The sequence below is a fragment of the Bacillus sp. TH50 genome, assembly GCF_016650565.1.
In the GTDB taxonomy this organism is placed as follows: Bacteria; Bacillota; Bacilli; order Bacillales; family Bacillaceae_G; genus Bacillus_A; species Bacillus_A mycoides.
The window spans coordinates 1-14,949 of sequence record NZ_JAEKFM010000007.1; the positions used below are offsets into that span (position 1 = coordinate 1).

General features: G+C 37.8%; 14 protein-coding genes, 1 pseudogene and 1 riboswitch. Of the genes and pseudogenes, 12 read left to right on the forward strand and 3 right to left on the reverse strand.

Features of this window, described 5'->3' with window-relative positions:
- Nucleotides 1-49: 49 nt before the first annotated feature.
- Nucleotides 50-303, reverse strand: a pseudogene (locus JFU23_RS30595) (hypothetical protein).
- Between the two features lie 298 nt (nt 304-601).
- Nucleotides 602-703, forward strand: a riboswitch (purine riboswitch).
- Between the two features lie 110 nt (nt 704-813).
- Between JFU23_RS30595 and purE the strand changes: the two are divergent.
- The 12 genes from purE (at nt 814) to purD (ending at nt 13,867) form a co-directional block, all read left to right on the forward strand.
- Nucleotides 814-1,299 carry a 5-(carboxyamino)imidazole ribonucleotide mutase gene (gene purE / locus JFU23_RS17240; RefSeq protein ID WP_002010008.1) on the forward strand — a complete coding sequence of 162 codons (486 nt, stop codon included), beginning with the start codon at nt 814-816 and terminating at the stop codon, nt 1,297-1,299.
- On the forward strand, nt 1,296-2,447 hold the full coding sequence (purK, locus tag JFU23_RS17245; protein WP_002140188.1) for a 5-(carboxyamino)imidazole ribonucleotide synthase: 1,152 nt from the start codon (nt 1,296-1,298) through the stop codon (nt 2,445-2,447). Before purE ends, purK begins: the two co-directional genes overlap by 4 nt.
- Nucleotides 2,444-3,751 carry an adenylosuccinate lyase gene (gene purB / locus JFU23_RS17250; protein WP_002139387.1) on the forward strand — a complete coding sequence of 436 codons (1,308 nt, stop codon included), beginning with the start codon at nt 2,444-2,446 and terminating at the stop codon, nt 3,749-3,751. The genes purK and purB overlap by 4 nt, the downstream gene beginning before the upstream one ends.
- A gap of 88 nt (nt 3,752-3,839) precedes the next feature.
- The gene (gene purC / locus JFU23_RS17255) at nt 3,840-4,559 is read left to right on the forward strand and encodes a phosphoribosylaminoimidazolesuccinocarboxamide synthase (protein ID WP_201032359.1); all 720 of its coding nucleotides are present in this window, start codon (nt 3,840-3,842) and stop codon (nt 4,557-4,559) included.
- Nucleotides 4,552-4,806, forward strand: a complete 255-nt coding sequence (gene purS / locus JFU23_RS17260) for a phosphoribosylformylglycinamidine synthase subunit PurS (protein WP_000278823.1) — start codon at nt 4,552-4,554, stop codon at nt 4,804-4,806. Before purC ends, purS begins: the two co-directional genes overlap by 8 nt.
- Nucleotides 4,803-5,486 carry a phosphoribosylformylglycinamidine synthase subunit PurQ gene (purQ, locus tag JFU23_RS17265; RefSeq protein ID WP_201032360.1) on the forward strand — a complete coding sequence of 228 codons (684 nt, stop codon included), beginning with the start codon at nt 4,803-4,805 and terminating at the stop codon, nt 5,484-5,486. The genes purS and purQ overlap by 4 nt, the downstream gene beginning before the upstream one ends.
- A complete protein-coding gene (gene purL / locus JFU23_RS17270) occupies nt 5,470-7,689 on the forward strand; it encodes a phosphoribosylformylglycinamidine synthase II (protein WP_002124868.1) in 2,220 nt (739 codons plus the stop codon). Before purQ ends, purL begins: the two co-directional genes overlap by 17 nt.
- Nucleotides 7,674-9,089, forward strand: a complete 1,416-nt coding sequence (purF, locus tag JFU23_RS17275) for an amidophosphoribosyltransferase (RefSeq protein ID WP_002124870.1) — start codon at nt 7,674-7,676, stop codon at nt 9,087-9,089. The genes purL and purF overlap by 16 nt, the downstream gene beginning before the upstream one ends.
- Before the next feature lie 100 nt (nt 9,090-9,189).
- Complete coding sequence (gene purM, locus JFU23_RS17280; RefSeq protein ID WP_002010019.1) at nt 9,190-10,230, forward strand: phosphoribosylformylglycinamidine cyclo-ligase; 1,041 nt, start codon at nt 9,190-9,192, stop codon at nt 10,228-10,230.
- A complete protein-coding gene (purN, locus tag JFU23_RS17285; RefSeq protein WP_002124872.1) occupies nt 10,227-10,814 on the forward strand; it encodes a phosphoribosylglycinamide formyltransferase in 588 nt (195 codons plus the stop codon). Before purM ends, purN begins: the two co-directional genes overlap by 4 nt.
- 24 nt (nt 10,815-10,838) lie before the next feature.
- Nucleotides 10,839-12,374, forward strand: a complete 1,536-nt coding sequence (gene purH, locus JFU23_RS17290) for a bifunctional phosphoribosylaminoimidazolecarboxamide formyltransferase/IMP cyclohydrolase (RefSeq protein WP_002010021.1) — start codon at nt 10,839-10,841, stop codon at nt 12,372-12,374.
- 221 nt (nt 12,375-12,595) lie between these two features.
- On the forward strand, nt 12,596-13,867 hold the full coding sequence (purD, locus tag JFU23_RS17295) for a phosphoribosylamine--glycine ligase (protein WP_201032361.1): 1,272 nt from the start codon (nt 12,596-12,598) through the stop codon (nt 13,865-13,867).
- A gap of 36 nt (nt 13,868-13,903) precedes the next feature.
- Here purD and JFU23_RS17300 read toward each other — a convergent pair whose 3' ends face one another.
- A complete protein-coding gene (locus tag JFU23_RS17300; RefSeq protein ID WP_001085171.1) occupies nt 13,904-14,068 on the reverse strand; it encodes a type II toxin-antitoxin system antitoxin in 165 nt (54 codons plus the stop codon).
- Between the two features lie 15 nt (nt 14,069-14,083).
- Nucleotides 14,084-14,929, reverse strand: coding sequence for an SPFH domain-containing protein (locus tag JFU23_RS17305; protein ID WP_002063557.1), 846 nt, complete (start codon nt 14,927-14,929; stop codon nt 14,084-14,086).
- Nucleotides 14,930-14,949 lie beyond the last annotated feature (20 nt).

The following is a 14,949-nucleotide window of genomic DNA, read 5'->3' on the forward strand; positions in this document are numbered from 1 at the left end:
CCAAGCAAAAACCTAAGTCGTTTCGACTTAGGTTTTTTTGTGTTTATTTTTATTTACCGAAGGTTAAAATCCATAAATTTAATAACCCTAAAGATGAAAAAAAGAATGAAATAGAGGCAGTTTAAAATAATGGTAATAATTTTTTGTGCTCCGGATTTTTCGAATGCTCCTAAAATAATCCCTAAGAATAGGAAAGATTATTTCTATCATAATAATGAGAGTAGAAAAATGGGATGATATAAATAAGCATTCAATAATTACAGCAATTACTGCGATAGAGAAAAATAAATAGGATAATAGCACAGTTATTTTTTTTCACGGTTATTCCTCCTTAGAAATTAAATCGTTATAATATAAGTTCTATTGATGTATAGAATACAAGAGAGTATATATATTGATTAAAACATACTGAAGTATTATATAAATAGTTATACGTAAAATAGATCTCTAGAAATATATATTCTAATTCCCTTTCCTTCTTGTATATAGTTGCAATTCTTCTTTTGAATATAACTAAAACACGAACGTTATCGATGGCTAATAAAAAAACATTCGATTATTTATTGACATTGTTTATGAAATATTGTTAATATAGCCATAGAAACAATAATATATAAGACCTCATATAATCGCGGGGATATGGCCTGCAAGTCTCTACCTAACGACCGTTATTCGTTAGACTATGAGGGAAAGTCACTCGGTATTTTTCTATTCACAAGGGATACGTATGCCTGAGTAGAGCGCTTTCTCTCATAGTAAAAGAGAAACTGTTCTATTTCAGGCTTTTTTTATTTGAATCGGGGGGATTCTAATATGAAATCACTAGTTGGAGTCATAATGGGAAGCACGTCAGACTGGGAAACAATGAAATATGCTTGTGACATTTTAGATGAATTAAATATACCGTATGAGAAAAAAGTTGTATCCGCTCATCGGACTCCGGATTATATGTTTGAATATGCAGAAACAGCTCGTGAACGTGGATTAAAAGTTATTATTGCTGGAGCCGGTGGAGCAGCGCATTTACCAGGAATGGTTGCAGCGAAGACAAATCTTCCTGTAATCGGTGTCCCAGTTCAATCAAAGGCGTTAAACGGCCTAGATTCGTTATTATCCATTGTCCAAATGCCAGGAGGGGTTCCAGTTGCAACTGTTGCAATTGGTAAGGCTGGTTCAACGAATGCTGGATTACTTGCTGCACAAATACTTGGATCATTTCATGATGATATACATGATGCATTAGAGTTGAGACGAGAAGCTATTGAGAAAACTGTGCGTGAAGGTAGTGAGCTAGTATGACGAGAATCATTTTACCTGGAAAAACAATCGGCATTATTGGAGGCGGCCAGCTTGGAAGAATGATGGCGTTGGCAGCTAAGGAAATGGGTTATAAAATTGCTGTTTTAGATCCTACAAAGCATTCACCATGTGCACAAGTTGCTGATGTTGAAGTCGTTGCACCATATGACGATTTAAAAGCAATTCAGCATTTAGCAGAGATAAGCGACGTTGTCACATATGAATTTGAGAATATTGATTATAGATGTTTACAATGGCTTGAAAAACATGCTTACTTACCACAAGGTAGTCAGTTGTTAAATAAAACGCAAAATCGTTTTACAGAAAAGAATGCAATTGAAAAAGCTGGGTTACCAGTAGCATCGTATAGATTGGTTCAAAATCAAGATCAACTTACAGAAGCAATTAAAGAGTTATCTTTCCCTTCTGTCTTAAAAACAACGACAGGTGGATACGATGGTAAAGGGCAAGTGGTTTTAAAGAGTGAAGCTGATGTTGTGAGAGCAAAAGAACTTACTAATAAAGCAGAGTGCATTCTAGAAAAATGGGTGCCCTTTGAAAAAGAAGTATCAGTTATTGTAATTCGTAGTGTAAGTGGTGAAACGAAAGTATTTCCGGTAGCGGAAAATATTCATGTAAATAACATTTTGCATGAATCTATCGTTCCAGCCCGCATTACAGAAGAACTTTCTCAAAAAGCAATTGCTTACGCAAAGGTACTTGCGGATGAACTAGAACTTGTGGGAACACTAGCGGTAGAGATGTTTGCTACAGCTGACGGTGAGATTTACATTAATGAATTAGCACCAAGACCTCACAATTCAGGACACTATACACAGGATGCATGTGAAACGAGTCAATTTGGTCAACATATTCGAGCAATCTGTAATTTACCTCTTGGAGAAACAAATTTGTTAAAACCAGTTGTCATGGTTAACATTTTAGGCGAACATATAGAAGGGGTCCTAGGACAAGTGAATAGACTAACCGGGTGCTATTTACACTTGTATGGAAAAGAAGAAGCAAAAGCGCAGCGAAAAATGGGGCATGTTAATATTTTAAATGATAATATTGAAGTCGCTCTAGAAAAAGCGAAGAGTTTGCATATTTGGGACCATCAAGAACAACTGTTGGAGGGAAAAAGATGATTAATCGTTATACACGCCCTGAAATGGGTGCGATTTGGACGGAAGAGAACAAATTTAAAGCGTGGTTAGAAGTTGAGATTTTAGCGTGTGAAGCATGGGCTGAGCTTGGCGATATTCCAAAAGAAGATGTGAAAAAAATTCGTGAACATGCATCATTTGATATTGATCGTATTTATGAAATTGAAAAAGAAACACGTCATGACGTAGTTGCTTTCACTCGTGCTGTATCAGAAACACCAACATTAGGCGAGGAACGTAAATGGGTTCATTACGGTTTAACATCTACAGACGTAGTAGATACAGCGTTATCTTATATCTTAAAACAAGCAAATGAAATCTTGTTAAAAGACTTAGAAAACTTTGTTAGTATTTTAGCTAATAAAGCGAAAGAGCATAAATACACGATCATGATGGGAAGAACACACGGTGTACATGCAGAGCCAACAACATTTGGTTTAAAACTTGGTCTTTGGTATGAAGAAATGAAACGTAACGTAGAGCGTTTCAAACAAGCTGCTGATACAGTTCGCGTTGGTAAATTATCTGGTGCGGTTGGTACATATGCAAATATTGATCCATTCGTAGAAAAGTATGTTTGTGAAAACTTAGGATTAGAAGCAGCACCAATTTCAACACAAACATTGCAACGTGATCGTCATGCACATTACATGTCAACACTTGCACTAATCGCAACATCTGTTGAAAAGATGGCAGTTGAGATACGTGGTTTACAAAAGAGTGAAACACGTGAAGTTGAAGAGGCTTTCGCAAAAGGTCAAAAAGGCTCTTCTGCAATGCCACATAAACGTAATCCAATTGGATCTGAAAATATGACTGGTTTAGCTCGTGTTATCCGCGGTTATATGATGACAGCTTACGAGAATGTTCCGTTATGGCATGAGCGTGATATCTCTCACTCTTCTGCAGAACGCGTAATTTTACCAGATGCTACAATCGCGTTAAATTACATGTTAAATCGCTTTGGTAATATCGTTAAAAACTTAACTGTATTCCCAGAGAATATGAAACGCAATATGACAAGAACATACGGCTTAATTTACTCTCAGCGCGTAATGCTTACACTAATTGACAAAGGTCTGGTACGTGAAGAAGCTTATGATATCGTACAGCCTAAAGCAATGGAAGCTTGGGAAACACAAGTACAATTTAAAGAGCTTGTAGAATCTGACGAGCGTATTACAAGTAAGTTAACGCAAGAAGAAATTAACGAATGTTTCAATTATGAACATCATATGCAACACGTTGATACAATCTTTGAACGCCTTGGATTAAACGAAGCGTAAAATTTCATATGGCACAGAATAGAGTCATTCTGTGCCATTCTTTATAAAAATATTATTCACATTTTTCAAACTACAGGGGGCTTGCGAAATGCAAAAGCTAGAATTGCTGTATGAAGGTAAGGCAAAAAGAATTTATCGTACAGAAGCAGCAGATATGGTTTGGGTAGAGTACAAAGATAGTGCGACTGCTTTCAATGGGGAGAAAAAAGCGACAATTACAGGAAAAGGTCGTTTGAACAATGAGATTACAACTTTATTGTTCAGAAAGTTACAAGAAGTTGGAATTAAAACACACTTTGTGGAGAAGTTATCTGATACAGAACAACTTGTCAAAAAGGTGAGTATTATTCCATTAGAAGTTGTCACAAGAAACGTAATTGCAGGTAGTCTTTCAAAAAGACTAGGAATGGAAGAAGGAACTGCTCTTACAACATCAATCGTAGAATTTTACTACAAAGATGATGATTTAGGAGATCCACTTGTAACGGAAGATCATATTCGTTTGTTAAATGTTGCAACACCAGAGCAAGTAAGCGTATTACGAGATGCAGCTCTACAAATCAATCAAGTGTTGATTGAGCATTTCGCAAGCTGTCGTGTAAGATTAGTAGATTTTAAATTAGAGTTTGGCGTAACAGAAGAAGGGGAAATCATATTAGCAGATGAAATTTCACCAGATACTTGCCGTTTATGGGATGAAACGAGCAATGAAAAATTTGATAAAGATGTATTCCGTCGTGATCTTGGGAATTTAACAGAAGCATATGAAGAAATTTTAAAACGTTTAGGGGGAGCTTCACATGTATAAAGTTAAGGTATATGTAACGTTAAGAGAAAGTGTATTAGATCCACAAGGAACAGCGGTAAAGGGAGCACTTCATAGTCTTTCATTTACAGAAGTACAAGACGTTCGAATCGGAAAATATATGGAATTAACAATTGATAAATCAGTATCTGATCTGGATAGCAAGGTAAAAGAAATGTGTGAAAAATTATTAGCAAACGTTGTAATGGAAGACTTCCGTTATGAAGTTGAGGAGGTTGTCGCACAGTGAAATTTGCAGTCATAGTATTCCCAGGTTCGAACTGTGATGTCGATATGTTCCATGCAATTAAAGATGAGCTTGGTGAAGAAGTAGATTACGTTTGGCACGATAGAGAGAATTTAGATGAATATGATGCAATTTTACTACCAGGTGGATTCTCTTACGGTGACTATTTACGTTGTGGTGCTATTTCTCGCTTTGCTAACGCAATGAAAGCAGTGCAAAAAGCTGCTGAGCAAGGAAAGCCAATTTTAGGAGTGTGTAATGGATTCCAGATTCTTGTTGAATCAGGATTACTACCAGGAGCATTAATGAGAAACGAAAACTTAAAGTTTATGTGCCGTACGGTTCAGTTACGTGTTGAAAATAATGAAACTATGTTTACATCACAATATGAAAAAGATGAAGTAATTAATATTCCAATTGCACATGGCGAAGGAAATTACTATTGTGATGAAGCGACTCTTAAACAATTAGAAGAGAATAATCAAATCGCATTCCGTTACGTAGAAAATCCGAATGGAAGCGTTTCAAATATTGCGGGTATTGTAAATGAAAAAGGAAATGTTCTTGGTATGATGCCACACCCAGAGCGTGCTGTAGATGAATTACTTGGCGGTGCTGAAGGTTTAAAAGTCTTTCAATCTATCTTAAAACAGTGGAGGGAAACATATGTCGTTAATGCTTGAGCCAAATCCAACACAAATTAAAGAAGAGCGTATATATGCGGAAATGGGGCTAACAGACGAAGAGTTTGCCATGGTTGAAAAGATTTTAGGCCGTTTGCCGAATTATACAGAAACGGGACTATTCTCTGTTATGTGGTCTGAACATTGTAGTTATAAAAATTCAAAGCCAGTTCTTCGTAAGTTTCCAACGACAGGTGAGCGTGTCTTACAAGGACCTGGAGAAGGCGCTGGAATTGTAGATATCGGTGATAATCAAGCGGTGGTATTTAAAATGGAAAGTCATAACCATCCTTCTGCAATTGAGCCATATCAAGGGGCAGCAACAGGTGTCGGTGGTATTATTCGCGATGTATTCTCTATGGGCGCACGTCCGGTAGCTCTATTAAACTCACTTCGTTTCGGTGAATTACAATCACCACGTGTGAAATATTTATTCGAAGAAGTAGTAGCAGGAATCGCAGGATACGGTAACTGCATCGGTATTCCTACTGTTGGCGGCGAAGTACAGTTTGATCCATGTTATGAAGGAAATCCACTTGTAAATGCAATGTGTGTAGGCCTAATTAATCATGAAGATATTAAAAAAGGGCAAGCACATGGTGCTGGTAATACAGTAATGTATGTAGGAGCATCAACTGGTCGTGATGGTATTCACGGTGCAACATTCGCATCTGAAGAGTTATCTGAAAGCTCAGAAGCGAAGCGTCCGGCAGTTCAAGTAGGGGATCCATTTATGGAAAAACTTCTTATTGAAGCATGTTTAGAACTTATTCAGTCTGATGCACTTGTTGGAATTCAAGATATGGGAGCTGCTGGTTTAACATCATCTTCTGCAGAAATGGCAAGTAAAGCAGGTATGGGTATTGAAATGTACTTAGATGATGTACCGCAGCGTGAAACTGGCATGACTCCATATGAAATGATGTTATCTGAATCACAAGAGCGTATGTTAATCGTTGTGAAAAAAGGTAGAGAGCAAGAAATAGTAGATTTATTTGAGAAGTATGGTCTTGCAGCAGTTACGATGGGGAAAGTAACTGAAGATAAAATGCTTCGCTTATTCCATAAAGATGAAATGGTAGCTGAAGTACCAGCGGATGCTCTTGCAGAAGAAGCACCAATTTATCATAAACCGTCAAAAGAAGCAGCATACTTTGCTGAGTTCCAGCAGATGAAAATGGAAACACCAAAAGTAGAAGATTATAAAGAAACGTTATTATCTTTATTACAACAACCAACGATTGCAAGTAAAGAGTGGGTATATGATCAATATGATTATCAAGTGCGCACTAGCACAATCGTTACACCAGGTTCAGATGCAGCGGTTATACGTGTACGCGGTACAGAAAAAGGATTAGCAATGACGACAGATTGTAACTCTCGCTACATTTATTTAGATCCAGAAGTGGGCGGTAAAATTGCAGTAGCAGAGGCAGCACGTAATATCGTATGTTCTGGCGGGGAGCCACTTGCAATTACAGATTGCTTAAACTTCGGTAACCCAGAAAAACCAGAGATTTTCTGGCAAATTGAGAAATCAGTAGACGGTATGAGTGAAGCTTGCCGCAAGTTACAAACGCCAGTTATCGGCGGGAATGTATCAATGTATAACGAGCGTAGTGGTGAAGCTGTATATCCAACACCAACTGTTGGGATGGTTGGACTTGTACACGATTTAAAACACGTAACAACACAAGAATTTAAACAAGCTGGCGATTTAGTTTATGTAATTGGAGAGACGAAAGCTGAGTTTGGTGGAAGTGAATTACAGAAAATGATCTACGGAAAAATTTTCGGTCAATCACCAAGCATCGATCTAGATGTAGAATTAAAACGCCAAAAGCAAGTACTAGCAGCAATTCAAGCTGGCCTTGTTCAATCTGCACATGATGTTGCAGAAGGTGGTTTAGCAGTTGCAATTACTGAAAGTGCAATTGGTGCTAACGGTTTAGGTGCTACTGTGAAATTAGACGGAGAAGCAACAGCAGTATTATTTGCAGAATCACAATCGCGCTTCGTTATAACCGTAAAACGTGAAAATAAAGAAGCATTTGAGAAAGTGGTTGAAGCAATTCAAGTTGGAGAAGTGACAAATACAAATGAAGTAACAATTCATAATGAAGAAAATGAAGTATTACTTACAGCAAATGTAGATGAAATGAGAAAGGCTTGGAAAGGGGCAATCCCATGCTTGCTGAAATAAAGGGGTTAAATGAAGAATGTGGCGTTTTTGGAATTTGGGGGCATGAAAATGCAGCACAAGTTTCGTACTACGGATTGCACAGTTTGCAGCACCGTGGGCAAGAGGGCGCAGGCATTGTTGTAAATAATGGGGAAAAAATCATCGGTCACAAGGGGTTAGGTTTAATATCAGAAGTGTTTTCAAGAGGTGAGCTAGAGGGATTAAACGGGAAATCAGCAATTGGACACGTACGATATGCAACAGCTGGTGGAAGTGAAGTTGCTAACGTTCAACCATTATTATTCCGTTTTTCCGATCATAGCATGGCGTTAGCTCATAACGGAAATTTAATTAATGCAAAAATGCTTCGTCGTGAATTAGAGGCAGAGGGAAGTATTTTTCAAACAAGTTCAGATACAGAAGTACTTTTACACCTCATTAAGCGTAGTACAAAAGATTCTTTAATTGATAGTGTAAAAGAGGCTCTAAATAAAGTGAAAGGTGCGTTTGCATATCTTTTACTAACTGGAAATGAAATGATCGTTGCGCTAGATCCAAATGGATTCCGTCCTCTTTCAATTGGAAAGATGGGGGATGCTTACGTTGTAGCATCGGAAACATGTGCTTTCGATGTAGTTGGTGCAACATACATTCGTGATGTAGAACCTGGTGAATTGCTTATTATCAATGATGAAGGAATTCACGTAGATCGTTTTACAAATGAAGTAGACCATGCGATTTGCAGTATGGAATACATTTACTTTGCACGTCCAGATTCTAATATAGCTGGTATTAATGTTCATGCAGCACGTAAAAACATGGGGAAACGTTTAGCGGCGGAAGCTCCTATTGAAGCTGATGTTGTTACTGGTGTACCAGACTCTAGTATTTCAGCAGCAATTGGTTATGCGGAGGCGACAGGAATTCCGTATGAGTTAGGGTTAATTAAAAATCGTTACGTTGGACGTACGTTTATTCAACCTTCTCAAGAACTGCGTGAGCAAGGGGTTAAGATGAAGCTTTCAGCAGTAAGAGGCGTAGTTGAAGGAAAACGAGTTGTTATGATTGACGATTCTATCGTAAGAGGAACGACAAGTAAACGAATTGTTCGTATGCTTCGCGAGGCTGGAGCGACAGAAGTCCATGTAAGAATTGCTTCACCACCTCTTAAGTATCCATGCTTCTATGGCATTGATATTCAAACGAGAAAAGAATTAATCGCAGCAAATAATTCAATAGAAGAAATCCGTCAAATCATCGGAGCAGATTCACTAACATTTTTAAGTGAAGATGGATTAGTAGATGCAATTGGACGCCCATATGAAGGAAAATACGGTGGTCTATGTATGGCTTACTTCAATGGAGACTATCCAACAGCTCTTTATGATTATGAGCAAGAGCTTTTAGAAAGTATGAAATAAGAAGAAAAAAGCTTCTACTTCTTTTGATGTAGAAGCTAGCTTCTTTCTTAAAACGGCCGCCCTGGATGGGGAGAAATTAAAAGACGAGGTGTAAAAAACGATGGCGAATGCATATAAGCAAGCAGGAGTAGATATTGAAGCTGGATATGAAGCGGTATCTCGCATGAAAAAACACGTACAAACAACTATGAGAAAAGAAGTGCTAGGCGGTTTAGGCGGTTTTGGAGGTATGTTTGATCTATCAAAATTTGCATTAGAAGAACCTGTATTAGTATCTGGAACAGATGGCGTGGGAACGAAATTGATGCTCGCTTTTATGGCAGATAAACATGACACAATTGGTATTGATGCAGTAGCAATGTGTGTAAATGATATTGTTGTCCAAGGAGCAGAGCCGCTTTTCTTCCTTGATTATATTGCTTGTGGTAAAGCTGAACCTAGTAAAATTGAAAACATCGTCAAAGGAATATCAGAGGGCTGTCGCCAAGCTGGTTGTGCATTAATTGGTGGAGAAACAGCTGAAATGCCAGGAATGTATTCTACAGAAGAATACGATTTAGCTGGTTTTACAGTTGGAATTGTTGATAAAAAGAAAATTGTAACAGGTGAAAAAATTGAAGCTGGTCACGTATTAATTGGCTTAGCATCTAGCGGTATTCATAGTAACGGTTATTCTTTAGTAAGAAAAGTGCTACTAGAAGATGGAGAACTATCTTTAGACCGTATTTACGGCCGCCTAGAACTACCTCTTGGTGAAGAATTATTAAAACCAACGAAAATTTATGTCAAACCTATTTTAGAACTATTGAAGAAACATGAAGTATACGGTATGGCGCATATTACAGGTGGCGGGTTCATTGAAAATATTCCACGTATGTTGCCAGAAGGAATCGGTGCGGAAATTGAATTAGGATCTTGGCAAGTTCAACCGATTTTTAGTTTACTTCAAGAGGTTGGAAAACTAGAAGAGAAAGAAATGTTCAATATTTTTAACATGGGTATTGGTATGGTAGTAGCAGTAAAGGAAGAAGAGGCAAAAGATATTGTTCGTCTTCTTGAGGAACAAGGCGAGAAAGCTCATATTATTGGACACACTGTACAAGGGTCTGGTGTTACCTTTATTGAGGGAACAGAAGTATGAGTAGATTAGCAGTTTTTGCTTCTGGGAGCGGCTCAAACTTTCAATCTCTCATTAATGCGGTAGAAGACAAAATATTGGATGCAGATATTAGTTTATTAGTATGTGATAAACCAGAGGCACGCGCTATTGGACGGGCACATTATCACCATATTCCGTGTTTTTCCTTTTCAGCGAAAGCATATGAGTCAAAAGAAGCATTTGAAAAAGAGATATTAAAAAAGCTAGAAGAGTATGAAATTGATTATGTTATTTTAGCTGGATATATGCGTTTAATTGGAACGACTTTACTAGAAGCGTACGGCGGGAAAATTATTAATATTCATCCATCACTACTACCGAGTTTTCCAGGGAAAGATGCTGTTGGTCAAGCGTTAGAAGCGGGTGTGAAAGTAACCGGAGTAACGATTCACTATGTAGATGCAGGTATGGATACAGGTCCAATTATTGCGCAAGAAGCAGTAGTTGTTTCTGAAGGGGATACGAGAGAAAGCTTACAAAAGAAAATTCAACAAGTTGAACATAAATTATACGTAAATACAGTGAATCAAATTGTTCAGTCTGTGAAAAAACCAACTGTTAACTAACATACAACCAGGGGTGAAGGATAAATGAAAAAGCGTGCATTAGTAAGTGTTTCAGATAAAACAGGAGTAGTAGAATTTGTTAAAGGTTTACTTGAACAAGGGATTGAAGTCATTTCAACAGGTGGTACGAAAAAATTATTAGAAGAAAACGGCTTGCAAGTAATTGGTATTTCTGAAGTAACTGGTTTCCCAGAAATTATGGATGGTCGTGTAAAAACATTACATCCAAATATTCATGGTGGTCTATTAGCAGTTCGTGATAATGAAATGCATGTAGCGCAAATGAATGAATTAGGTATGGAGCCAATTGACTTTGTTGTTGTTAACTTATACCCATTTAAAGAAACAATCGCTAAGCCTGATGTAACATTTGCTGATGCAATTGAAAATATTGATATCGGTGGCCCAACAATGATTCGCTCTGCTGCGAAAAATCATAAATTTGTATCGGTAATTGTAGATCCAGTAGATTATGATGTTGTATTAGCAGAACTGAAAGAGAACGGTGAAGTAACAGAGGAAACGAAACGTAAATTAGCAGCGAAAGTATTCCGTCATACAGCGGCATATGATGCGTTAATTTCTAACTACTTAACAAAGCAAATGGGCGAAGAAAGCCCTGAAACAGTAACGGTGACATTTGAGAAAAAACAAGATTTACGCTATGGCGAAAATCCACATCAAAAAGCAACGTTCTATAAAGCGCCATTCGCAGCAACTTCTTCTGTTGCATATGCAGAACAATTACATGGTAAAGAATTATCTTATAACAATATCAACGATGCGGATGCAGCACTTAGCATCGTGAAAGAATTTACAGAACCAGCAGTAGTAGCGGTAAAACATATGAATCCATGTGGTGTTGGAGTAGGAACTGATATTCACGAAGCATATACTCGTGCTTATGAAGCGGATCCAGTATCAATCTTCGGCGGTATTATTGCAGCAAATCGTGAAATTGATAAAGCTACAGCAGAAAAGTTACACGAAATTTTCTTAGAAATTGTTATCGCTCCTTCGTTCTCGCAAGAAGCTTTAGAAGTGTTGCAAAGTAAGAAGAACTTACGCTTACTAACTGTAAATATTGAAAAAGCGACAAGTGCAAGCAAAAAACTAACTTCTGTACAAGGTGGTCTTCTTGTTCAAGAAGAAGATACGTTATCATTAGATGAGGACGCAATTTCAATTCCAACGAAACGTGAACCATCAGAGCAAGAATGGAAAGATTTAAAACTAGCTTGGAAAGTTGTAAAACATGTGAAATCAAATGCAATTGTTTTAGCGAATGATAACATGACAGTTGGTGTAGGCGCGGGACAGATGAACCGTGTAGGTTCTGCAAAAATCGCAATTACACAAGCTGGCGAAAAAGCACAAGGTAGCGCACTTGCATCTGATGCTTTCTTCCCAATGCCAGATACAGTAGAAGAAGCAGCAAAAGCTGGAATTACAGCAATCATCCAACCAGGCGGATCGATTCGTGATGAAGATTCTATTAAAATGGCAGATGCGTATGGGATTACTATGGTGTTCACTGGCGTACGTCATTTCAAACACTAATAGAGGATGTTAAAAAAGTCCGGTCAAGATAACTGTCGCATGTCGTCGTTGCAATGCCAGTGCGGTACTCATGTAGGAAAGCTACACTCCGTGTCCTCCTGGCAAATGCGCCTCGACCTGCTCGGTTCTCTTGATCCTCCTTTTTAACCTTTTATTGATATGAAAACAAACTAGGAGCATAGCTTCTAGTTTGTACTTATTTAATTATTGGGGGATGAAATATGAATGTTTTAGTAATTGGCCGTGGTGGACGTGAGCATGCTTTAGCTTGGAAATTTGCACAATCTGAAAAGGTAGAAAAAGTATATGTAGCGCCAGGTAATGAAGGTATGCGAGATGTTGCAACACCAGTTGATATTGATGAGAATGATTTCGATGCATTAGTCTTATTTGCAAAAGAGAAGAATGTTGAATTAACTTTCGTTGGACCAGAGATTCCACTTATGAACGGAATCGTGGATCGTTTTAAGGAAGAGGGCCTTCGTGTATTTGGTCCTAATAAAGCGGCTGCGGTTATTGAAGGTAGTAAAGCTTTTACAAAAGAATTGATGAAAAAGTATGATATTCCAACTGCGGCATATGAAACTTTTACAGACTATGAAGAGGCAGTAAAGTACATTCAGAAAGTTGGTGCACCGATCGTAATTAAGGCAGATGGGTTAGCTGCTGGTAAAGGTGTAACAGTAGCAATGACGCTTGAAGATGCATTACAAGCTGTGAAAGAAATGCTGCAAGATGTGAAATTCGGTGAAGCAAGCAAGAAGGTCGTTATTGAGGAGTTTCTAGATGGACAAGAATTTTCATTAATGGCATTCGTAAATGGAACAACTGTGCATCCGATGGTAATTGCTCAAGATCATAAACGAGCTTTTGATGCTGATAAAGGTCCAAATACAGGCGGAATGGGTGCATATTCCCCAGTACCACAAATTCTGGAGTCAGCGGTTCAAGAAGCGATTCAAACAGTATTACATCCAACTGCTAAAGCGATGATCCAAGAAAACCGTTCGTTTACAGGTATTTTATACGCAGGTCTTATTTTAACAAATGATGGTCCAAAGGTAATTGAGTTCAATGCACGCTTTGGCGATCCTGAAACGGAAGTTGTATTACCACGCTTAGAAAATGATTTAGTTGATGTATGTAACGCTGTATTAGATGAAAGTGAATTAACGTTACAATGGTCAAAGGAAGCAGTTATTGGTGTCGTACTTGCTTCGAAAGGATATCCAGAAGCATATAAAAAAGGTGAAATTATTAACGGATTAGATGCACTGCAAGATGTAATAGTTTTCCATGCGGGTACAGCGATGAAACATGGTGACTTTGTAACAAACGGTGGCCGTGTATTATTTGTTGCTTGTAAGGCGAATAGTTTACAAGAAGCGAAAGATAAGGTCTATAAAGAAATCGGTAAAATTGAGAGTGATGGTTTATTTTACCGAAGTGATATAGGATATCGTGCAATTGGGCATGAGATGATGAAAAGCTAATGTATAAAAAATCCCGCTGATTTCTCAGCGGGATTTTTATGCATCTTTATCTTTTTTTAATTTCCCTTTTTGCTTTGCCATTTCTCGAAGTAAATACTCGATGTGTGCATTGACGCTACGAAACTCATCATTCGCCCATTTTTCGATGACTGCGTGTAATTCAGGATCAATACGTAATGGAAAGCTTTTCTTTTTGGCCATAATCACTTACAACCTTTAGTATAGGCTTCCTGTATTAATAACTGGTTGCGCACCTTTATCTGAAACGATGGCAACTAATAAATTGTTCACCATATTTGCTTTACGCTCGTCATCGAGTTCCAGTACGCCTTCTTCATCTAACATATGGATTGAATCTTTCGCCATCTTCACAGCACCTTCAACAATCTCTTTTCTAGCAGCTAATACTGCTTTTGCTTGTTGACGCTGGAGCATTGCATGGGCAATTTCTGTTGCGTAAGCTAAATGTGTTAAACGAGTTTCTAATACTTCTACGCCAGCGATTTCAAGTCGTGCTTCTAACTCACGCTTTAATTCTTCAGAGATCTCTTCAGTATTTCCTCGTAACGTGATGCAAGTTTCATCTTGGAAATTATCATAAGGATATTTTGTAGCAACGTGGCGGATTGCTGTTTCACTTTGAATTTCTACGAATCGATCGTAATGCTCAACACCAAACATTGCTTTTGCGGAATCAACAACTTTATATACGATAACGGCTGCAATTTCAATTGGATTGCCCTCAACATCGTTTACTTTTAATTTCTTACTGTTAAAGTTTTCAACACGTAAAGATACAGTTTGACGAAACGCGAATGGAATTGTTAAAAACAAACCATTTTGACGAATTGTTCCTAAATAACTACCGAAGAACGTAATAACTTTCGCTTGATTCGGTTGAACGATACCGATACCTGTAGCTAAAACAGATGCTAATATGAGAGCTAAAATAGCTATTACAAACATTTCTTGTACAAGGCAAAATACACCGATAGCGGCTAAAACTAAAATTCCAATAACGCCGAGAAATCCATTAACATAAAATACTTGTTTTTCTTTCATATGATCGCCTCCTTGATATA